At 65.0% G+C, this 21,861-nt stretch carries 13 protein-coding genes and 6 tRNA genes; 7 read left to right on the top strand and 12 right to left on the bottom strand.

The window, feature by feature from the left end:
• Positions 1-202: 202 nt before the first annotated feature.
• The 5 genes from NK214_RS17125 to NK214_RS17105 all read left to right on the top strand — a co-directional run bounded on the left by NK214_RS17125 (position 203) and on the right by NK214_RS17105 (position 7,094).
• Complete coding sequence (locus tag NK214_RS17125) at positions 203-1,381, top strand: cell division protein ZipA C-terminal FtsZ-binding domain-containing protein (RefSeq protein ID WP_227106779.1); 1,179 nt, start codon at positions 203-205, stop codon at positions 1,379-1,381.
• A gap of 127 nt (positions 1,382-1,508) precedes the next feature.
• Entirely contained in the window at positions 1,509-3,920 is a 2,412-nt protein-coding gene (gene ligA / locus NK214_RS17120; RefSeq protein WP_253315060.1) for an NAD-dependent DNA ligase LigA, read from the top strand.
• Between the two features lie 197 nt (positions 3,921-4,117).
• Positions 4,118-5,542 carry a tetratricopeptide repeat protein gene (locus NK214_RS17115; RefSeq protein WP_107798068.1) on the top strand — a complete coding sequence of 475 codons (1,425 nt, stop codon included), beginning with the start codon at positions 4,118-4,120 and terminating at the stop codon, positions 5,540-5,542.
• 72 nt (positions 5,543-5,614) lie between these two features.
• Positions 5,615-6,487, top strand: coding sequence for a UTP--glucose-1-phosphate uridylyltransferase GalU (gene galU, locus NK214_RS17110; protein WP_107801619.1), 873 nt, complete (start codon positions 5,615-5,617; stop codon positions 6,485-6,487).
• Between the two features lie 64 nt (positions 6,488-6,551).
• Positions 6,552-7,094 carry a hypoxanthine-guanine phosphoribosyltransferase gene (locus NK214_RS17105; RefSeq protein WP_019103182.1) on the top strand — a complete coding sequence of 181 codons (543 nt, stop codon included), beginning with the start codon at positions 6,552-6,554 and terminating at the stop codon, positions 7,092-7,094.
• 224 nt (positions 7,095-7,318) lie between these two features.
• On the opposite strand, the gene NK214_RS17100 is transcribed toward NK214_RS17105, so the two are convergent.
• From NK214_RS17100 to hemP, 6 genes are all read right to left on the bottom strand, one after another.
• On the bottom strand, positions 7,319-8,134 hold the full coding sequence (locus tag NK214_RS17100; RefSeq protein WP_107798069.1) for an ABC transporter ATP-binding protein: 816 nt from the start codon (positions 8,132-8,134) through the stop codon (positions 7,319-7,321).
• Entirely contained in the window at positions 8,127-9,113 is a 987-nt protein-coding gene (locus tag NK214_RS17095; RefSeq protein WP_253315059.1) for an iron chelate uptake ABC transporter family permease subunit, read from the bottom strand. The genes NK214_RS17100 and NK214_RS17095 overlap by 8 nt, the downstream gene beginning before the upstream one ends.
• Entirely contained in the window at positions 9,110-9,901 is a 792-nt protein-coding gene (locus NK214_RS17090) for a hemin ABC transporter substrate-binding protein (RefSeq protein ID WP_107798070.1), read from the bottom strand. Before NK214_RS17090 ends, NK214_RS17095 begins: the two co-directional genes overlap by 4 nt.
• Positions 9,891-10,934 (bottom strand): hemin-degrading factor, encoded by a 1,044-nt coding sequence (locus NK214_RS17085; RefSeq protein WP_107798071.1) that lies wholly within the window; start codon positions 10,932-10,934, stop codon positions 9,891-9,893. Before NK214_RS17085 ends, NK214_RS17090 begins: the two co-directional genes overlap by 11 nt.
• A gap of 60 nt (positions 10,935-10,994) precedes the next feature.
• Entirely contained in the window at positions 10,995-13,199 is a 2,205-nt protein-coding gene (locus NK214_RS17080; RefSeq protein WP_253315058.1) for a TonB-dependent hemoglobin/transferrin/lactoferrin family receptor, read from the bottom strand.
• An 81-nt stretch (positions 13,200-13,280) separates the two neighbouring features.
• Positions 13,281-13,454 carry a hemin uptake protein HemP gene (hemP, locus tag NK214_RS17075; RefSeq protein WP_107801622.1) on the bottom strand — a complete coding sequence of 58 codons (174 nt, stop codon included), beginning with the start codon at positions 13,452-13,454 and terminating at the stop codon, positions 13,281-13,283.
• Positions 13,455-13,617: 163 nt separating this feature from the next.
• Here hemP and NK214_RS17070 point away from each other — a divergent pair, with 163 nt between their 5' ends.
• Complete coding sequence (locus NK214_RS17070) at positions 13,618-14,304, top strand: 4'-phosphopantetheinyl transferase superfamily protein (RefSeq protein WP_253315057.1); 687 nt, start codon at positions 13,618-13,620, stop codon at positions 14,302-14,304.
• A 402-nt stretch (positions 14,305-14,706) separates the two neighbouring features.
• On the opposite strand, the gene NK214_RS17065 is transcribed toward NK214_RS17070, so the two are convergent.
• The 6 genes from NK214_RS17065 to NK214_RS17040 all read right to left on the bottom strand — a co-directional run bounded on the left by NK214_RS17065 (position 14,707) and on the right by NK214_RS17040 (position 15,196).
• Positions 14,707-14,781: transfer RNA gene (locus NK214_RS17065), tRNA-Glu, on the bottom strand.
• Between the two features lie 8 nt (positions 14,782-14,789).
• Positions 14,790-14,866, bottom strand: a tRNA-Arg gene (locus NK214_RS17060).
• Positions 14,867-14,869: 3 nt separating this feature from the next.
• Positions 14,870-14,944, bottom strand: a tRNA-Glu gene (locus NK214_RS17055).
• Between the two features lie 10 nt (positions 14,945-14,954).
• Positions 14,955-15,031: transfer RNA gene (locus tag NK214_RS17050), tRNA-Arg, on the bottom strand.
• 3 nt (positions 15,032-15,034) lie between these two features.
• Positions 15,035-15,109 (bottom strand) — tRNA-Glu (locus tag NK214_RS17045).
• 10 nt (positions 15,110-15,119) lie between these two features.
• A tRNA-Arg gene (locus NK214_RS17040) sits at positions 15,120-15,196 on the bottom strand.
• A 355-nt stretch (positions 15,197-15,551) separates the two neighbouring features.
• Here NK214_RS17040 and NK214_RS17035 point away from each other — a divergent pair.
• Positions 15,552-21,861 (top strand): DUF4214 domain-containing protein (locus tag NK214_RS17035; protein WP_253315056.1); only part of this gene is annotated, 6,310 nt, incomplete at its 3' end.

Raw genomic sequence — 21,861 nt, 5'->3', positions numbered from 1 at the left:
TTCGTTATAATAACCGTGGTCTATCGCCGTTCTCGACTGGCCGAAACGCCAGATTCGAACGGTTTTGTTGCCGAATACTTAAAGGGAGGCTGTCGGCCTGGCTATTGCCGAAAGACGCCGCATCGCGCATTGAAAGATGCGCCGGCGCGCGGCGAGGGAGCTGCCGACGGCTTCGATTATTCGCCTTAATGCGGACTGGCTGATGAGCGAATTACAGATTGGTGTGTTGATACTGGGCGGCGCGGTGATCGCCCTGGTTTACGGATTCAATGCTTTCCAGGAATGGCGTTTTCGCAAGAAGACTCGCCAGGCCTTCACGCGCGGCCACGACGACGTGTTGCTGGACGTGCCCAAGAACAATGTGCGCGACGGCGTGAAGCAGGACAGGATGGAACCGGTGCTGGTGGACGCCGCGCCGGAGCCGGACGATTACGCCGCCGCTTATTTCGAGCCGCACATCCCCGCGGAGCCGGCGCGAGCCGAGACCGAACGCCCGCGCGAAGCGGTTTTCGACGCGGTGCCGGTGGTGGAGGAAGAGGAGGACATCCCGCAGATGGACTCCGCCGATCACCAGGCGCTGGTGGTGGCGATGCTGGATCCGTCGCTGGACTTCATCGCTGAGGTGGTGTTCCACGCGCCGCACGAGCTGGCGGCGATTCCGCGCTTCAACGTGGGCAAGCGCACACAGTTGATCGGCCGCACCGAAAAAGGCCTGTGGAAGCCGGCCGAGGCCTTGCCCGGCACCCGTTACAAGCAGATCAACGTCAGCATGCAGATGGTGGACCGCAGCGGCGCGGTGACCGAACAGGAACTGGCCGGTTTCTGCCAGCAGGTGTCGCGCTTCGCCGAGGAGCACGACGCCGCGGTCAGCTTCCCGCAGCGCCAGCAGAAGCTGGTGGCGGCGCGCGAACTGGACCGCTTCTGCGCCGACGTGGACGTGCTGATCGGCATCAACATCGTGCCGCAGGGGCCGATAGAAGGCACGCGTCTGCGCAGCTTCGCCGAGGCCGCCGGCCTGCAGCTGGAGCCGGACGGCGCCTTCCACTATCTGGCGGACTCCGGCAACACCCTGTATTCGCTGATGGCGGCCGACCAGATGCCGTTCACCTTCCACACCTTGTTGGACAAATCCTTCCCGGCGCTGACGCTGTTGTTCGACGTGCCGCGCGTGGCCGGCGGCGTCGAGGTGTTCGACCGCGCCGTTTACTTCGCGCGCCAGCTGGCGCAGGAGTTCGACGCCCAATTGGTGGACGACAACCGCCGTCCGCTGTCCGACGCCGGCCTGACCCGCATCCGCGACCAGCTGCTGCACATCTACGGCAGCATGGACGACCGCGGCATCGCCCCCGGCAGCGTGGCCGCGTTGAGACTGTTTGCCTGAAACCGGCGGGAAGCCCTGGTGTCGCCTTGCTGTCCAGCCGCTACACTGGGGTGATAAGCCCGCTCGATAATCCTCCGTTTCCAAGGCCGGCGCCACGCCGGCTTTTTCTGTTTGAGTCCGACTGAACATGACCGCCCAAACTCCGCAACAGCGCGTAGCCGAACTGCATCAACTGCTGAACCGCTACGGCCACGAATACTATGTGTTGGACACCCCCACCGTGCCGGACGCCGAATACGACCGCCTGTTCCGCGAGCTGCAACAACTGGAACAGGAGCATCCGGAACTGGCGAGCGCGGATTCGCCCACCCGCCGCGTCGGCGGCGTGCCGTTGGACGAATTCCAGCAAGTGACCCACAGCGTGCCCATGCTGTCGCTGTCCAACGCGTTTTCCGATATGCAGCTGAGCGAGCGCGAGCAGCGCCATGAAGAGCTGCTGCAGTTCGACGAGCGGGTGCGCAAAGGGCTGGATCTTGCCGAGGTGGAGTACGCGACCGAGCCCAAGTTCGACGGCCTGGCGATCTCCCTACTTTACCGCGACGGCGTGCTGGTTCAGGCGGCCACCCGCGGCGACGGCGTGACCGGCGAGAACGTCACCGAGAACATCCGCACCGTGCGCGCGATTCCGCTGCGGCTGCCGGCCGGCGCGGCCACGCCCGGCCTGCTGGAAGTGCGCGGCGAAGTGCTGATGCTGAAGCAGGATTTCGACAAGCTCAACAGCGAGCAGGCGGCGCGCGGGGACAAGACCTTCGCCAATCCGCGCAACGCCGCCGCCGGCAGCTTGCGTCAATTGGATTCGCGCATCACCGCTCAGCGCCGGCTGTCCTTCTTCGCCTACGCCATCGCCCAGGTGGAGGGCGCGGACTGGCCGGCCAGCCACAGCGGGGAAATGGCCTGGTTGCGTGCGCTGGGTTTCCCGGTGGTGGCCGAGGACCTGCGGCCGGTGGTGCGCGGCGTGGACGGCTTGATCGCCTATTACGAACAAGTACAGCAGCGCCGCCCCGGCCTGCCTTTCGATATCGACGGCGTGGTGTACAAAGTCAATCAGCGCGCCTTGCAGGACGAGCTGGGCTTTGTGTCGCGCGCGCCGCGCTGGGCCATTGCCCACAAATTCCCGGCCGAGGAGGCCTTGACCCAGGTCGAGGCGATCGAGGAGCAGGTGGGCCGCACCGGCGCCATCACCCCGGTGGCGCGGCTGAAGCCGGTGTTCGTCGGCGGCGTCACCGTCACCAACGCCACCTTGCACAATGAGGACGAGGCGAGGCGCAAAGACGTGCGCGTGGGCGACACCGTGATCGTGCGCCGCGCCGGCGACGTGATTCCGGAAGTGGTGTCCGTGGTGATGGAGCGCCGACCGATGCAGCCGGCCGCGGATGGCGGCTTGTTCGACGAACCGCAATACCCGGCCTACCGGCTGCCCGGCGCCTGTCCGGTATGCGGCAGCCACGTGGTGCGCGAAGAGGGCGAGGCGGTGGCGCGCTGCTCCGGCGGCCTGTCCTGCCGCGCGCAGCGCAGCCAGGCGATCCAGCATTTCGCCGGCCGCCGGATGATGGACATCGACGGTCTGGGCGAACGCTATATCGACAAGCTGGTGGAGTACGACTATGTGCGCGGCGTGGCCGATCTGTACCGGCTGACGCTGGAAGACTTGCTGGAAATGAAGCGCCGCGCCGACGAGGACGAGGACGCGACACCGGAAACCGTCAAGGCCGGCAAGGTGGCCAGCAAATGGGCGGAAAACCTGATCGAGGCGATCGCCGCCAGCCGGCGGCCGCCGCTGGCGCGGCTGCTGTTCGCGCTGGGCATCCGCCATGTCGGCGAATCCACCGCCAAGACCCTGGCCGATTGGCTGGGGACGATGGCCTTGATCCGTCGTTCGCCGGCGGCCTTGTTCGCCGCGCTGCCGGACATCGGCGGCGTGGTGGCGGAATCGCTGGCGGACTTCTTCGCCGAAGCCAATAACGAAGCCGCGCTGGACGCCTTGTTGAGCCATGTGGCGCCGGCCGACGAGCACGCGCCGTCGCCGCGCCTGGCCGAGCGTCTTCAGCCAGCCGTGTTGCTGGCGAGGCTGGACATTCCGCGTCTGACCGAGGTGCGCAGCCAACAGTTGGCGGCGCAGATAGACGGCCTGGCCGCGCTGGCCGGGCGCGAACGGCGCGCGCTGCTGGATCTGGAATTGCCGGCCGAGGTGATCAACGCGCTGGCCGACTGGCTGGACCTGCCGGGTAAGCGCGACAGCCTGCGCGCGCTCGCCGCCCTGGTCGACGAGATGCTGGCGGCGCTGCCGGCGCAAGCGGCGGCGGCCGGCGTGCTGGAAGGCAAGACCCTGGTGTTGACCGGCACCTTGCCTACGATGAGCCGCGACCAGGCCAAGGAATTGATAGAAGCCGCCGGCGGCAAGGTCTCCGGCAGCGTGTCCAAGAAAACCCATTACGTGGTGGCGGGGGCGGAGGCGGGCAGCAAGCTGACCAAGGCGGAAGAGCTGGGCGTGGCGATTCTGGACGAGGCCGGCTTGCAAGCCTTGCTGGCCGGAGAGTGACTGAAGAGCCTGTAGCCTTGGCGGGAAATGTTTTTTGCCACGGAAGCACACGGAAAAACACGGACCAAACCAAAGGCTGCTGTTATTTTCGTGGATTTCGTGGCTAAAGGGTTTGCCTTCCATGCCCTTCCGTGCGCTTCCGTGGCTAAATCGGTTTTTGTTTTTCCGTGGCAGGAATTTAAGAAGGAACGGAACAGATGACGGCGGACCAAGCTTTCGAACAAGGCAATAGATTGGCGGCGGAGGGCCGCTGGCGCGAGGCGGAGCAGGCGTTTGATCAATGTCTGAGGCGGAACGCCAAGGATTGGCAGGCGCTGGCCAACCGCGCCAACGCCCGTCTGCGCCAGGGCGACAGCGCGCGCGCGCTGGACGACTACCTGGCCGCCGCCGCGCTCAATCCGCAGTCGGTCAATATCAAGTGCAATCTGGCGGTGCTGCTCAAGGAACTGGGCGAACTGGAACTGGCGGAAGCGCTGCTGCGCGAGGCCCTGGCGGCGGAGCCCGAGCATGTCGACGCCTGGAGCAATCTGGGCGTGGTCTTGCAACATCGTCTGCAATACCAGGAGGCCATCGCCTGCCATTTGCGCGCCATCGAGCTGGCCGGCGCGAGCCCGGCGCGCTGCAACAACCTGGGCTACGCCTGCACCTGCGCCTTGCTGCTGGACGACGCCATCGCCGTGTTGCAAGGCGGTTTGGAGCTGGACCCGAACGACGCCAATCTGCGCTTCAGCTTGTCCATCGCGCTATTGCTGGCCGGGCGCTACGCCGAGGCCTGGCCGTATTACGAGGCGCGCTGGGACGCCATCCTGCAGCCGCGTCACCGCGAACGGCGCTGGCAGGGCCAGGCGCTGGACGCGTCCGCCTTGCTGCTGTGGGCGGAACAGGGCCTGGGCGACAGCCTGCAGATGGCGCGCTTCCTGCCGCGGCTGCGGGCCGAGCATCCGCGGGCGCGCCTGCTGCTGGCCTGCCCCAAAACCTTTCATCGCCTGTTCGCCCAATTCGACGGCGTGGAATTGCTGGAGCCGGAGGCCGCTCCGGCTTTCGATTGGCAACTGCCGCTGATGTCCTTGCCCGGCGCGCTGGGCGTGACGCTGGACAATCTGTCCGGCCAGCCTTATCTGAGCGCGGTGCCGGCCGCGGTCCCGGCGCGCGACGGCGGCCGGCCGCGCGTCGGCGTGGTGTGGGAGAGCGGGCAATGGGGCGTGGGCAAGGCCGATCACTGGCGCCGCCATAAATCCGTGCCGCCGGAGGACTTCGCCGCTTTGTGCCGGCTGCCCGGCATTGATTTCGTGTCCTTGCAGCCGGGAACGACGCCTTCGGCTTTGCAAGGTTTGTTGAGCACGCCGGCCTTGAACGATTTCGCCGACACCGCCGCCTGGGTGGCAGAGCTGGATCTGGTGATCACCGTCGATACCGCCGTCGCCCACCTGGCCGGTGCGATGGGCAAGCCGGTCTGGGTGTTGATGCGCGCGGAAAGCGCGCCCTTCTTCCTGGCCGCCGGCGAGCGCGCGCCGTGGTACGACTCGATGCGGGTCTGGCGCCAGACCGAGGCCGGCGTCTGGGGGCCGGTGCTGGAAGGCGCGGCGCAGGCGCTGGCTCAGCGTTTTGCCGCCGCTTTGTGAGGCGGGACTTTCACCAGCGGGCCGCGGCGCGGTAGAATGCGCGGCTGTCAACGCTTGTTAACGAGAATGGGCATGAAAAAAATCACGAAAGCGGTCTTCCCCGTCGCCGGGCTGGGCACTCGCTTCCTGCCGGCCACCAAGGCCAGCCCCAAGGAAATGCTGCCGGTGGTGGACAAGCCGCTGATCCAGTACGCGGTGGAAGAGGCGATCGCCGCCGGCATGACCGAGCTGATTTTCATCACCGGCCGCAACAAGCGTTCGATCGAAGACCATTTCGACAAGGCTTACGAGCTGGAAACCGAACTGGAAAACAAGAACAAGCAGAAGTTGCTGGAAACCGTGCAGGGCATCATCCCGCCGTCGGTGTCCTGCATCTTCATCCGTCAGACCGAGGCGCTGGGCCTGGGCCACGCCGTGCTCTGCGCGCGGCCGGTGGTGGGCGACGCGCCGTTCGCGGTGATCCTGGCCGACGACCTGATCGAAGGCGCGCCGGGCGCGATGGAACAGATGGTCAAGCTGTTCGACGAAACCCACACCTCGGTGCTGGGGGTGGAAACCGTGGCGCCGGAGGAGACCGGCTCTTACGGCATCGTCAAGGTGGCGCCTGACGCGCGCGGCCATCAGCAGGTGGAGCACATCGTGGAGAAGCCGCGCCCGGAAGCGGCGCCGTCCAATCTGGCGGTGGTGGGCCGTTACATCCTGACCCCGCGCATTTTCGACAAGCTGGTCAACACCACGGCCGGCGCCGGCGGCGAAATCCAGCTGACCGACGGCATCGCGGCGCTGATGAAGGACGAGCCGGTGTTGGCGCTGCCGTTCAAGGGCGTGCGTTACGACTGCGGCTCCAAGCTGGGCTATCTTAAAGCCACGGTCAATTACGGCTTGCAGCATCACGAGGTGGGCGCCGAGTTCGCCGCCTATCTGCGGTCGCTGGCCAAGAACTAATCATTTTTTCAATCACGCCGCTTGCTTCAAAGCGGCGTTTGCGTGTGTGAATCAAGGAGTCATCATGCCCAATATTGCCGAGGCCCGTGGCCTGATCAACAGCTCCGACGTGCTGTTTACCGCCGAGGAAGTCAGCGCGGCCGTTGACCGCATGGCGGTGGAAATCACCGAGGAACTGGGCGAAACCTATCCGCTGGTCTTGTCCGTGATGGGCGGCGCCGTGGTGTTTACCGGTCAGCTGCTGCCGCGCCTGGCTTTCCCGCTGGACTTCGACTACGTTCACGTGTCCCGCTACGGCGACAAGACCCAGGGCGGCGAACTGGTATGGAAACAGGCCCCCAAGGAAGACGTGCGCGACCGCGTGGTGCTGGTGCTGGACGACATCCTGGACGAAGGCCACACCATGGCGGCGATCCGCGACAAAGTGATGGCCATGGGCGCCAAGGCCTTCTACAGTGGCGTGTTCGCCAACAAGCTGATCAGCAAGGAAAAGCCGATGCTGGCTGACTTCGTCGGCCTGGACGTGCCGGACCGCTACGTGTTCGGTTACGGCATGGACGTGCGCGGCGCCTGGCGCAATCTGCCGGCGATCTACGCGCTGAAATAAGCGCGGCCAGATCGCGAAAAACCCCCGGCTCGCGTCAGCAAGCCGGGGGTTTTTATTTTTGGACCTGGTCTAAGAACGTGTTTCCGATCTCGCGAGCTAAGGCGAGACAAGGCGTTGCGGCTGAGAAAGCGGAATGCTCAAGTGGTATATGAGCATTTCGAAACCAGTTTCAACGCCCTTTACCTATCCATCCCGCCGACGCGCAGCAGACTATGAACAGGCTCTCAGGCGCCGGCCGCCAGCGCCGCGGGCTTCTGCGCCTGCGCCAAGGCGGCGTTGACCTGCCAGTCGTTGCCGTTGCGCTGCAAACGCACCGGCCAGCGGTAGACCGCCAGCAGCCGCTCCGGCGTCAGCACCTGTTCCGGCGCGCCGGCCACCACCAGCCGGCCCTGTTCCAGCAAGGCCACGTGGTCGGCGTAGCTGGCCGCCAGCGCCAGGTCGTGCAAGACCTGCACCACGGTGCGGCCCTGGCGCGACAATTCCAGCAGCAGTTGCTGCAAGCGGTGCTGGTGACGCAAGTCCAGGTGATTGGTGGGTTCGTCCAGCAGCAGCACCGGCGCCTGCTGCGCCAAGGCGCGGGCGATGGCCGCGCGCTGGCGCTCGCCGCCGGACAGCTGGTCCAGCCGCTTGTCGGCGTAATCGTCCAGCTCCACCGTGCCCAAGGCGTCCGCCACCGCGCTCTTGTCCTCCACCCGCGGCTGCGAGAAGGCGCCGAGGTAGGGCACGCGGCCCAGCATCACGAATTCGCGCACCGTCAGCGGAATGCCGGCCGGTATGTGTTGCGGCACCCAGGCGATGCGGCGCGCGCGCACCGCCGGCTCCATGCGGCCGACGCATTGTCCGGCCAGGCGCACCGCGCCGGCGCCGGGCGTGTTCAAACCGGCCAGCAGCCGCATCAGCGTGGTCTTGCCGGCGCCGTTGGGGCCCAGCAGCGCGCTGACCCGGCCGGTGGGCAAGTCCAGGTTGATGTCGTCCAGAATCCGCTTGCCGCCGATGTCGTAGGCCAGCTGGCGCACGCACAGGGTAGTGGTATCAGCCATTGATCAGACTCCTTTGTTGCCGCCGGAACAGCCATACGAAGAACGGCGGTCCGGCGAAGGCCGCCATTAAGCCCACCGGCAGATCGATGGGCCAGGCGATGGTGCGCGCCAGCGTGTCCACCGCCAGCAGGAATAAGGCGCCGGCCCAGGCCGACAGCAGGATCAGCCGGCGGCGGCAGCCGCCCAGCAGCAGCGCCAGCGCGTTGGGAATCATCATGCCGACAAAGCCGATCACCCCGGACAGCGCCACCGCGCCGCCGGTGGCCAGCGCCGCGCCGACGGCGGTGAGCCGGCGGGTGCGGCGCACATCGATGCCCAGCGAGCGGGCGGCGTCTTCGCCCAGCAGCAGGCAGTCCAGATCGCGGCCCACGGCGATCAGGATCAGCAAGCCCAGGCCGGCCACGCCCAGGCAGGCCAGCAGCCGTTCCGACGAGGCCGACGACAGATTGCCGGCCAGCCAGCTGGTGGCGGCGCGCAGCGTCAGGTCGTCGGACATGAAAATCATCAGGCTGGTGATGGCGCCGCAGAAGGCGCCCACCACCAGGCCCATCAGCAGCAGGCCGGCCAGGCCGCCGCGCACCAGCCGCGACAGCAATAGAATCAGCCAGGTGGCCAGCAGGCCGCCGCCGAAGGCGGCCAGCGGCAAGGACAGGCCGGCGGCGCCGATGGCCAGCATGCTGACCACGGCCAGCGCCGCGCCGCTGGACGTGCCGATCAGGCCGGGGTCGGCCAGCGGATTGCGAAACAACGCTTGCAAGGCCGCGCCGCTGGCGGCCAGCGCCGCGCCCACGCCCAGCGCCGCGGCTATGCGCGGCAGCCGCAGCTGGGTCAGCAGCGGATCGCTGAAGTCCGGCCAGGCGAGGCCGCTGCCGCCGCTGGACAAGGCCAGCAGCGGCAACAGCAGGCTGGCGGCGATCAGACCCAGCAGCAGCCAGCGGCCGCGATTGGGCGCGGCGGTTTCCATGCTCAGCGCGCTCACATCTTCACCATCTGCTCGACCACCGCCGGGCTGTTCAGTCCCACCATCATCGCGTCCTTGGCCGGCAACAGGTAGATGCGGCCCTGCTTGCCGGCCGGCGTGGAGGCGATTTCCGGCCGTTTGGAGAAGGCCTCCTTGCCGCCGTGCACCGCGCCGGTGTGGCTGCCCAGGATGATCACGTCCGGTTGCAGGCTTTGCCAGGCGTCGCGGGCCATCGGCTTGAAGCCGGACAGCTGGCTGGCGACGTTGACGCCGCCGGCGGCGCGGATCAGGGTGTCGGCGGCGGTGTCGCGGCCGGCCACCAGCTGACCGTCGTAGCTGACCAGATAGCGCACGCCGCGCGCCGGGCGCGGCGTCATCTCGCGTTGCCAGCGGCTGGCCAGTTGCTGGGCGTTGGCGTCGCGGCCCAAGAGCTGTCCCACTTTGCGGATCGCGTCGGCGAAGTCCGCGCCGTCCTCGCGGCGCGTCACTTCCTCGGCGCGCACCTGCAATTGGCGCAGCTGGGTCCACACCGTCGGCGGTTGCGCCTCGGCGCTGCCCAGCACCAGAGTGGGCTTGAGCCGGGCGATGGTTTCAGCGTTCAGCGCGCGGGAAAAGCCCACTACCTGGGCCTGAGCCAGCGCCGGCGACTTGCTGGAGCGGTCGCGGCCGACGACTTCCTTGCCGGCGTCCAGCGCCACCACGATGTCGGCGATGTCGGGGGTCATCACCACGATGCGTTGCGCCGCCCAGGCGGGCAGTGCGGCGGCCAGGCCCAGCAGGGCGGCGAAGGCGAATTTAGGCGACATCGGCGCGCTCCAGTGCCGGCAGCTCGCCCAGCAGCTTGATCCATTCCACGCGTTCCGCCTGGCCCGGCTTGCGCTCGCCGAAGAAAGTGGCCAGCGACAAGCCCTTGTCGTCGAACAGTTCCAGCGAGGTCACCACGCCGTGATCGCCCGGCTTGCGGGTGACCCAGGCTTCGGCGATCAGATCGGTGCGCAGATGCAGGTTGAAGTGCGGGTCCAGCACATTGAGCCAGTTGCCGACGATCTGCACATTGCGCACCGGACCGGTGTGAATCTGGATCATGCCGCGGTTGCCGGCGAACACCATGATGGGGGCTTCGATATGGGCGGCGCGGCGCAGCAGCTGCTCCACCGCTTCCGGCAGCACGCGCCAGGCCTGGCCTTCCGGCGCCAGGCGGAAGCCCTGCTGCCGGGACACGCCCCAGCGGCGCAGGAAGGGATGGAAGGCGTGCACGTCCTGCAGGCTCTGCCATTCCTGTTGGAAGCCGGCCTTGTCGATGGCCTCGTCGTCCAGCTCCTTCGCCTCGGCTTCCTGCGGGTCTATGCTCAGCGCGGCCTTGGGCGCGGAGAAGGTCTCCACCAGGCGCTGGTAGGCGGCCGCATCGCTATTGGCGGTCAGATAGATCTTGTGCACCGCCTCGCCGAAACGGTCGAAGAACTGCAGGCTGCGCTGCTCGCCGCGCGCGCCGGCCGTGGTGACGGCGAAGGCGTGCTGCCAATGGAACAGGAAGATGCGCAGGTCGATGACCGGGTTGATGGCCAGGCCGATCTTGCCGTCGATCTGCACATTGCGGTAATCGCCGGTGGTTTCATGCACGCAGGCGTGATTGCGCGTCAGCGCCATCACCGGGCCCAACTGGGCGATCTGGCCCAGAATGTCGTTCCAATGCGGTTGCAGCGCCTGGCTGGCCGGGTCCGCGGCCACCAGTTCGGCCTCGCTGACGCCCAGGGCGTCGGCGGCGTCGCGCACGCGCAGTTTCGGCTGGCTGGCTTTCAGGATTTGGTAACGATCCCACAGCTGGCTGAAGTCGGTCATGTTTGGATTCTCCTTGGAACGATCAAAAACGGGCGCCCGCCATGGGGCGGGCGCTCGCGGTTAGAAGGTGTATTCGACGCTGGCGCTGAGGTTGCGGCCAGGCTGGGTGAACAGGTCCAGCGTGCGCACGCTGCTGGACTTGCCGCGCACATCGGCTGCCTTCCAGTATTTCTGGTCGAAGACGTTGAACACGCCGGCGCGCAGAATAGTGTTCTTGGCCGGCTTCCAATAAGCGGTCAGGTCCAGCGTTGCGTAGCCGGGGGCCTTGAACGGTATGGTGCTTTGGCCGCGTGCTTCGTCGGGACGCAGATCGGGAATGCGGGTATTTGCGGTGACCAAGCGTAAGAACGCTTCTCCGCCATAGTTGGCTTGGTCGTAACGCAGTCCAAGAGTGGCGTTGAGTGGCGTCAGGCTGGCCAATGGCTGGTTACGTTGCTTGTCACGGCCCTGAGCGTAGGCGATGGACGCCATGGCGCGCCAAGCGGGAGCGAAGCGCCAAGCTGCACGGCCTTCAGCACCGTTGATCTCGACTTCGCCTATGTTTTGGTACTGGTAGGCGGACAAGCCGTTGATAGTGCCGAGAGATGCAAGGTCGATGAAGTCCTTGTAGCGGTTGGCATAGGCGGTGACGCCGAAGTCAAAGCTGTCCCACTGGCCTTTCAGGCCCAACTCCACGCCGCGGCTGCTTTCGGACTTGAGGTTGGGATTGGGCAGCACTTGATAGCGCTGCACCGGATTGGTGAAGGCCATATTGGCGTCGTCGAACGGCGGCGCGCGGAAGCCGGAGGAGAACTGCAGGAAGCCGGTGTAGTGATCGGCGAACGGCAGGCTCAGACCCAGCTTGGGCGAGAAGGCGCTGTCCTTGAAGGCGGGCACTTGGTAGTTGTTGGGGTTGCCGTTGGCGAAAGCCTGGTCCGGCTGCGGCGTCATCTTGTAGTGATCCCAGCGCAGCGATGGCGAGGCCACCAGACCGTTGCCGAACTTGATCTCGTCCTGGACAAAGAGGCCGATGCGTTCGGAGCGGCTGTCGGGGAAGGTCTTGTTGGGGTAGGTTTCGCCGTCGACGATATTGCTGCTGCTGCCGTTCGGATTGTACTGGGTCTTGAGGCGTGGACGGCTGGTGTCGGTGCGGCTCAAGTCCGCGCCCCACAAGAGCTGATGCTCAGCGGAGAGGGCCTGGAAGTTGTGCTCGGCTTCCAGGGTCAGGCCATAGCTGTCCTGTTTAAAACCGTAGTCGGAACGTATGCGCTGGCCGTTATCACGCCACTCGGTATCATTGTCGGCATTATTCAGTTTCTGGTAATAAGCCCTGATTGCCAGCCGGTCGAAGGCCCCGAGTTGACGACCTTCCCAAGTCAAGGATGCACGGTCGCGTTGCGTTCTATCCTGTGCTTGCTTCCCCGTGATGGTGTAAAGCGTCATTCCGCGTTGATTGACTACAGGACCCAGCGAGTTCAACAGATTGCTGTCGGCATTGCGCTGGTAGTGCTCCAGCGTCAGTTCCAGCCGCTGGTTGGCGGCCGGCTTGAAGCCCAGCTTGGCCAGCACATTGTCGCTGTCCCAGCTTTGCGGATTCGGTTTGGTGCGCAGCGTGCTGCTGCTGTCGTTATTGCCCTGGTTGTCGGTTTCGTGGCCGTTGCGATGGGTGTAGAGCAGCATCAGATCGGTGCGCTCGCCCTTGACGCCCACGCCGGCGCTGCTGCCCCAGCCATTGTTGGCGGTGCCGCCAAAGCCCTTGACGCTGCCGCCCACGCCTTGCTCTTCCGGCACGAAGTCGTCCACGGTCTTGGTGCGGTAGCCCACCACGCCGCCGATGGCGTCGGAGCCGTACAGGCTGGAAGTGGGGCCCTTGACGATGTCGATGGCGCGCAGGGTTTCCAGTTCCACGTAATCGCGGCCGGAAACGGCTCCGTTATTGCTGCCGCCGCCGGCATAGGATTCCGGCAGGCGGATGCCGTCGATCAGCATCAGGATGCGGTTGCCGTCGATGCCGCGGATGGTGTAACCGGCGTTGCCGCGGCGCGCCGGATCGGTGGCCACTTCCACGCCGGGCTCGTATTTGACCGCGTCGGCGATGTCGCGCACCAGTTGATCGTCCAGTTTGTGGCGCGAGATCACGCTGGCGTTGGGCGCGGTTTCCGCCAGCGGTTTGCTGCTGCGGTGGGCGGTGACCTGAACGGTCTCCAGTTCCGCCGGCGTCGCCGCCAGCGCGGGCCAGGCGGCGGCCAGGCTCAGAACCAAGGGGGTGGCGCGAAATAAGGCCATGGAAACTCCAAACTTCCTAAGGTTGGGTGCTTCCGCTGGCTGGCTAGTCTTGGCTGGCTTGCGGTGTGTGTGGTCAGAGACCTATTTGATTAGGATGAGCTTGCCGTTGCGTGTGAGTTGCAAGCGATACATTTCGCCCTGATGCTCGATCAGGATTTCTCTGCCTTTGGCGAACAGCTCGCAGCTGCGCAGCACCGGCGACAGGTTGGCTGCGCTGGCCCCGTTGCCAAGTTTGGCTGCGTTTTGGGCATGCATGAATTTATCCATAGCCAAATGGTAACGATTCTCATTATCGAGTTCAACCAAGGAATGTGATTATTACGCATGAAAAGTGCCAAATTGTGGCGGGATGGTCACAAATAGCCTGGTTGCCGTGCTGCAGGCTAGGGATAATGGCGGTTTTTGCGCGGAGAGGCGGATGGAACTGAACGCTTTGATCAAGCCCTTGCCTTGCCCGGCGGGCGCGCCGCAGGCCTTGCGGCTGTACCGCGTGCGGCTGGATGTGGATTGGCCGGTGGACGAGGCGCTGCTGGCGGGCTTGAGTCAGGACGAGCGCAAGCGCTGCCTGCGCTATCTGCGCACCATCAACCAGTTGCAGTTCGCCCTGACCCGGCTGGCCTTAAGGCGGCTGCTGGCGCAAGAAACCGGCCTGGCGCCGGATGCGCTGAGGTTTGAGCTGGGCGCCCATGGGAAACCCGTTTTGAGCCTGACCGGCGCGCCGGTCTTCAATGTGTCTCACTCCGGCGCTTACGCGTTGATCGCCATCGCGCGCGGCGGGCAGGTGGGGGTGGACATCGAAACGGTGCAAGCCATGCGCGACGTGCCGGCGCTGGCGGAGCAGACCTTGCTGCCGGGTGAGTTGGAACTATGCGGACACGGGCGGGACGTGGCGGCTTTCTTCCAGTTGTGGACCATCAAGGAGGCGGTGCTGAAAGCCTGGGGCGTGGGCATTGCTCAGCACCTGTCCGCGTTCGAGGCCTTGGAACTGACGAACAAGGAACTGCCGTTGCGGATTGCCGCGCCCGAGCGCTGGCCGACGACAAGAGCCTGGGCGCTGGAGGCGCCGGACGGGTATAAGGCGACCTTGGCTTGGGCAGAGCGCTAAGAACCTGTTTACGATCTGCTGCGCGTCGGCGGGATGGATAGAAAGGGGCGTTGAAAACGAGCTCAAAATGCTCATGTACCGTATGTACACTCCGCTTTTTCGCTTGTTTTCGCCTTGTCTCGCCCTTGCTCACGAGACTTTGAGCAGGCTCTGAAGCTGTTCACGATCTGTTGCGCCTTGTGGAGCTTTACTCGGTGAGTGCGCCTTGGCTCGCGAGGCTTGGGTTCCCAGGCGCAAGCGGAGGAGGGGTTATGGGTTTGCGTGAGAATGGTCTTGTACGAATCAATGCAAACCAGGTGGCTATTGCGGACGGCTTGCGCGGCAAGCCGTTTGTCTTTGCGGTGTGGTTTGCGCGGACGACAAAAAACCCGTCATGTCGCCATGACGGGCTTTTGCTAATGCTGGCGTCCCCACGGGGAATCGAACCCCGGCTACCGCCGTGAAAGGGCGGTGTTCTAACCGCTAAACTATAGGGACTTAAATTGTGGCGCACCCGGAGCGATTCGAACGCCCGACCCTCTGGTTCGTAGCCAGATACTCTATCCAACTGAGCTACGGGTGCTAGTGGCGTCCCCACGGGGAATCGAACCCCGGCTACCGCCGTGAAAGGGCGGTGTTCTAACCGCTAAACTATAGGGACACTTAAGTTGTGGCGCACCCGGAGCGATTCGAACGCCCGACCCTCTGGTTCGTAGCCAGATACTCTATCCAACTGAGCTACGGGTGCTAGTGGCGTCCCCACGGGGAATCGAACCCCGGCTACCGCCGTGAAAGGGCGGTGTTCTAACCGCTAAACTATAGGGACACTTAAGTTGTGGCGCACCCGGAGCGATTCGAACGCCCGACCCTCTGGTTCGTAGCCAGATACTCTATCCAACTGAGCTACGGGTGCGCTGTCTCGCTAGACGTTGTGTCTTGCGAGAAGCGGAATACTATAGATTCGCTTTTTGAGTGTCAATCGTTTTTGAAAGTTTTTTTACAGGGCCGTGCTCGGTCCGGCTGCCGCTGTCGTGCTGCGCCAACAGGGATACCGGTCAGACATAGTTGGCCGTTGTCTTGATACAAAGTCTGAAAGCCGGTTGTTGCCGCTCCGCGCATGGGGTCTGAACTTGGCTGTGAGGGCCAGCTGCTAACGGTGGCGTGTAGCCGGAAAGGCGGAATTTTGTAAACTTATTAATTTATATCTAAACTTTTTCCGGAATCCTCAGATAAGACTCCTTGAGTAGGCCAATTTCGGGAGATCGAACATGGTTGCAATGGTGCTGGGGGCGGGGTTGGGGCTGCAGAATGGTTCGTTGGCGGCTTTGGGCGGGCAGGGGCAATTGGGGGAGGCCGCCTTTGGCCGCAGCGGCGAGAAGGTCTATGTCAACGCCGGCAACGGCAATCTGCTGCTGCAACAACGCGACGAATTCCTGAAGAGCGCCGGTCTCGATCTGAGCTTGCTGCGCACTTACAACAGCCAAGGTCAGGTCGGAGAGGACCCCGGCGTCTGGAGATTGGGCGCCGCGCGTCAGGTGACCGGCCGCCAAGGCGGATTCAACCAAGCGGGCAGCACCGTGCGCCGTATTGGCGAAGACGGCTCCGCCGTGACCTACCGCTACGATGTCGCCCGCCAGGCGTATGTGGGGCAGGACGGACCAGGAGCCGACGATCTGCTGCGCTACGATGCCGCGCGTCAGCAATGGACCTGGACCGATGGCGCGAGCCAGACCACTGAAACCTACGACGCGGCGGCGGGCGGACGGCTGCTGCTGCAGCGCGACCGCGACGGCAAAACCCTGCAGGTGGTTTACAACGCCGCCGGATGGGTGGTGCGGCTGGACAGCTCGGGCGGCGAGCAACTGGCCATAGACTACGATGCCCGAGGCAATATCACGCAGTTGCGGACCTTGTGGACCGAGAACGGCGCCAGCCAGACCCGTACCCGGGTGCGCTATGGCTACGATGCGCAACAGCGGCTTAGCAGCGTCAGCGTCGACCTGAGCCCGGAAGACGGCCGTATTAATGACGGCAAGGTTTACATCACCCGTTATGCCTATGACGGGAATTCCAGCCGACTGGCCAGCCTGAGTCAGAGCGACGGCAGCCGCCTGGAGTTTGGCTACAGCCAGGTCAAGGACGAGTGGCGGGTGGCGGAGGTGCGCGATATCGACCGCGATGGCGTGGTGCGCCGCACCCGCTTCGACTACGACGTGGGCAAGCAACAGACCACCATCACGGATGCAGCCGGCTTGCAGAGCACTTGGCGTTATGACGCGCAAGGCCGTTTGCTGGAAGCCGGCAGAGGCGGGCAGCTTCAATTGCGCGCAAGCTATGATGCCCAAGGGCGCTTGCTACGCCTGACCGACGCGCGCGGACAAGCCACCCACTACCAATATGATGGACAAGGCAACCGCATTTTGGAGCGAGACGCCTTGGGCCAGACCGTGCTCCGGGAATACGATGCCGCCAACCGGCTGCTCAGCGAAACCCGCCATACCGGGCTGGACCCGGACGGCGCGGGTCCGCAAGTCCCGGACGGCGCGCAGACGACGCGCTACGCTTACGACGAAAAGGGCCGGCTGCGTTTCCGGATCGACCCCGCCGGCGGCGTCACCGAATGGCGCTATGACGCGCTGGGCCGGCCTGTCAGCCAGCTGAGCTATCTGAACAGCGCAGGTCAGCAGAAGGCCGACACCGCCAAACTGACGGCCTGGGCGGCCGGCCAGCCGCCGGCGCAGATCCAACGCAGCGACAGCGTTTACGATTTGCGAGGCCTGGTCAGTGAAACCGTGCGTTATGCCCAGCTAGACGCCAAGGGCCAGGGGCTGCGCGACGGCAGCGAGCAAAGAGTCCGTTATCTATACGACCAGAACGGCAATGTGCTGCAACAATGGGATGGCCGCGGCGCCAGCGTGCAATACCGTTACGACGGCCTTAACCGCCTGACGCGGCAGACCGATGCGCTGGGCAACAGCACCGTTACCGTTTACCTCGACGCGCAAAGGCAAACCCAGGTCACCCTGGCCAACGGCCTGAGCACGCTAAGGCAGTACGACAGCGCCGGCCGGCTGATCGCCCAAACCGAACAAGACGCCGGGGGCCCGCTGGGCCGCACCCACTATCTCTACGACGCCATGGGCCGGCTGCTGCGCAGCACCGATCCCACCGGTCAACGGCAATACCAGCTTTATGATGCGCAAGGGCGCAAGCAGGCGGACATCGATCCCACCGGCGCGTTCATTGAATACCGTTACAACCCCGCAGGCCAACTCATCCGCCGAACCGGCTACGCCAATCGCATCGACTTGAGCCGCTTGAACGCCGATCCGTCGCAATGGACGCTGGACGCCTTGCGCCCCACAGGTCACGCGGACGACCGCATTGAACACCTGCTCTACGATGCCGCCGGGCGTCTGGCGCGCAGCATCGACGCCAGCGGAGCGGTCGCCGACACCCATTACGACGGCAGCGGCCGGATCATCGGCACAACTCGCTACGCCGCGTGGCTGGGCGCCAAGAAACAACAAGCCTTGCAAGCCCGTGACGGCGAGCTGAGCCTTGATGAGGCCAATGCCCGCGTTGCCGCCAGCGGGCAAGATAGGACCGAACGCCGGTTCTACGATGCGGCGGGGCGGCTGCAGGCGGAACTGGATGGCGAAGGCTATCTGATCGAGCATCGTTACGACAGCGTCGGTCAACGGCTTGCTTCCATTCGTTACGCCAACGCGACCGCCGGCGCAGAACGCGCGGCCGGCGGTTTGAGCGCGCTGCGGCCGCAGACCCACGCCCAAGACCAGACCACTTCCTATTATTACGATGGCCGTGGTCAGCAAGTGGCTGAAGTCGACGCCGAAGGCTATCTGAGCGAAACCCGCTACGACGCCGCCGGCCGCGTCCAACAACAAATCCGTTACGCCAACCGAGCTAAAACCGGGGCCACCCTGGCCGCGCGCCGTCCCGCCGTCCATGGCAACGACCAAGGCTTGCTCTATGAGTACGATGCCGCCGGCCGGCTCACTCGCCAGGTCCGGCAACCCGATGGTCTGATCACCAGCTACGCCTACGATAGCCAAGACCGGCTGATCCGGACCACCCGCCAGGCGGGGACGGATGGTCGCAGCCAACTGCAACGTTACGACAAACAGGGCCGGTTGACCGCCGAACTGGCCGGCGAAGGCGCCCAAGCGCTGGCGGCGCTGGGCGGAGCGCCCAGCCAAGCCAGGGTGGACGCCGTGTGGGAACGTTGGGGCAGCCGCCACTACTACAACGCCGCCGGCCAACGCATCGCCACCCTTCGCCCCAACGGGGCAGACGGCCAGAGCGAACGCACCCTTTACTTCTATAACGCAGCCGGCCTCCAGACCCACATCGTCAATGCGCTGGGCGAAGTCAGCGACACCCGCTACGACGCCTTCGGCCAAATCGTAGGACAACTGAGTTATGAGCGCCGGCTTAGCGCGGCGCAGCTGGCCGGCCTGAACGGCGGGCCGCAATCCCAACTCACTCCGCTGCTGGCCTCACTCGCCCAAGCCGGCTTCAGCCGCCAAAGCTATGGCTACGACCGGCGCGGCGAGTTGGCCAGCCAGACCGATGCCTTGGGACGCGTGACGGATCGCTGGAGCTACAACGCCTTTGGCGAACGCCAGGACCACACCCGCCTGGACGGCGGCCGCCAGCAATTGCTGTACGACCGCCGCGGCCTCAATATCCAGCAGCAAGACGATGCAGACGGCTTGAAGCTGCTGCGGCACACCCGCTACGACGCCTTTGGCCGCGCATTGGAACAGACCGATCCGCAAGGGCAGGTTCAGCGCAGCGAATACGATAAACTGGGCCGGCAAATCGTCAGCCAGGACGCTCTGGGCGGCCGGCGGCGCAGCGTCTACGACGCCTTCGGCCGCGCGCTGACCCAGACCGACGCGCTGGGCGCCGTCACCACCACCGTCTATGACGACAAGACCGGCCGCTTGACCGTCACCGACGCCAACGGCATCGCCACCGTCACAGAGCGCAACGGCCACGGCGAGATCGTCATCGTGACCGATGGGCGCGGTCACGCCACCACCTACCAATACGACCGCGACGGCCGTCTCATCCGTCAAAACAACCCGCTGGGCTACGGCGAACAATGGCGTTACAACAGCGCCGGGCGCCTGTTTGAAAGCCTTGACGCCAACGGCGTCCGCACCGCCTACGTTTACGACGCAGTGGGCCGTGTTTTGCAGCGTACGATTGACCCGACTGGCCTGAACCTAAGCACCCGTACGGAATACGATAGCCGCGGACGGGTGTTGAGACAGATCGACGCCAACGGCAGCGTGAGCGAGACCCGTTACGACGGCAATGGCCGCGTCATTGAAACCGTGCGCGACGCCACCGGCCTCAAACTCCTCACCGCCTACCATTATGATGGCCAGGGACGGCGGATCCGCGTGACCGAAGCCGTCGGCAGCCCTCAGGCCAAGACCACCGAATACCAATACGACAATGCCGGCCGACGAGTAAGAGAGACCGTGGACCCCGATGGCCTCAAACTCAGCACCCGCTACCAATACGACGGCAACGGCAATGTGACGTCCAAGACCGATGCCGGCGGCAAGGTGACGCGCTATGCGTACGATGCCAATCAGCGGCAGACGTATAGCGTCGATCCGTTGGGCTATGTCAGTGAAACCCGTTACGACGCCGAGGGACGCATACTGCGCACCACCCGTTACGCCCAGGCGCTCAAACCAGGCGTTCTCGCCTCAGTAGAGAACCTGGCCGATCTTGGCCCGCAACTGAAGGCCAGCGCGGCGGACCAAACCGAACGGCGGGTTTACGACAAAGCCGGCCGGCTGCTGCAGCGGATAGACCCTCAAGGCTATCTGACCCAATACAGTTACGACAAAGGCGGCAATCTGGCCTGGGTCTCGCGCTTCGCCAATGCGGTGCAAGGGACGTTCATCGACGGCCAGCTCGTCGCCCGCTTGGGCAGCCTCCCGGATAGCGGCGCGCCGGCCGGCGCCTATCTCTTGACGGGCAGTGCGGACCGGGGAGAGTTTCAGCTGTACGACGCGCTTGGGCGGCTTCAGCTGAGCCGGGACGCGCGCGGCTACGCCACCGAATACCAGTACGACGCGGCCGGCCAGTTGCAGCAGCGGACCCAATACGCCAACCCGGTGCAAAAGAAGACCAGCACCAATCAGATGCCGGCGCGGATCGACCTCATTGAGCAGGCACCCGCGGATGGCCGCGGCTACATTCTGCGCTCCGCCGCGGACCGCAAGGAATTCTTCGCTTACGACACCGCCGGCCGCGCCGTATTCAGCGTGGATGCGGAAGGCTACGCCACCCGCCGCAGCTACGATGGGCTGGGCAATATCGTGGAGACGCGTCGGCACGCCAACCGGAGCATAGCCAACCTGGCCTGGATGCAGCTCAATCAGGCCTTGTACGCCTATTTGTACGGTCGGGCGGCGGACTCGCCCAGCGCCCTGCACGACAAAGCCGCGGCGGACCCAGCGGCGCGGGCCAGCGAACTGATGGCGAGCGCCGGATTCGAAAAGCGAGTGGGCAAACTAGACAACGCCCAACTCGCCGCCTGGATCTACCAGACGGTGTACAGCCGAGCCGGCACCGCGCAAGAACTGGAGGAGGCCAAAGCGCGGCTGGACAAGGGCGAAAGCCGTGGCGGCGTTTTTTGGAGCCTGCTGCAGCAGGCCGATGTACAGCAGGTGGCGCCGTCCGCCGCCATTGCCCAGGCCTTGAACGACTGGCGCGTGCTGGCGGAGGGCACCGGCTACCACAATGGCGACCAGGTCAGCCGCCAGCAATACGATGCGGCAGGGCGGCTGAGCCATAGCGTGGACGCCAGCGGCTATGTGACCGCCTACCGCTACGACGCGGCGGGCCAAGTGACGGAAACGCGGCGTTACGCCCAGCGGCTATGGCCGGAAGCGGATGCCAAGACCAGCGCGGCGGCCAACGCAGAATGGGCGGACTACAATAAGCGCCTGTACGCTTATGTCCTGGGACGGGCTCCGGCAAACCTGGATGAGCTCAATGCCAGAGCGGCGAGTCAAAGCGAGCGGGCGCAAGCTCTGCTCAGCAGCCCAGAGTTCGAAAAACGATACGGCAAATTGGATGAGGCCGGCTTCATAGATTGGGCGTTTCGCCGGATTGTCACACGTAGCCCGTCCGAGGCTGAAAAAGCCACCTGGCAGGAAAACCTGGGGTCAAAGGGCAGAAGCCGGGGCGAGTTGGCCAGATATCTGATGGGCTGGCGCTTGGCGCTCAAACGTCCGGCCGCGCTGGACGTACGTCAGGCGCTGAACGACTGGAGCGTGCTGGCTCAAATCAAAACCAGCGCCCAAGATCAAGTTAGCCGGAGCGTTTACGACGCCGCCGGCCGCCTGATCCAGGAAACCCGCGGCGACGGCGGCAAGCTGGCCGCTACCACCCGCTATCAACTGGACGCCCAAGGCAATCGCGTCGCCGAAACCGACGCGGGCGGCCGCACCACCCGCCGCGACTACGACCTGCTCGGCCGGCTGATCCGCGAAACCGACGCGCTGGGCGGCGTCACCGTCACCG

The sequence above is a fragment of the Chromobacterium sp. S0633 genome (genome assembly GCF_024158805.1).
Lineage (GTDB): Bacteria > Pseudomonadota > Gammaproteobacteria > Burkholderiales > Chromobacteriaceae > Chromobacterium.
The sequence above is the reverse complement of the archived record's forward strand: the minus strand, read 5'-3'. Positions and strand labels throughout refer to the sequence as shown.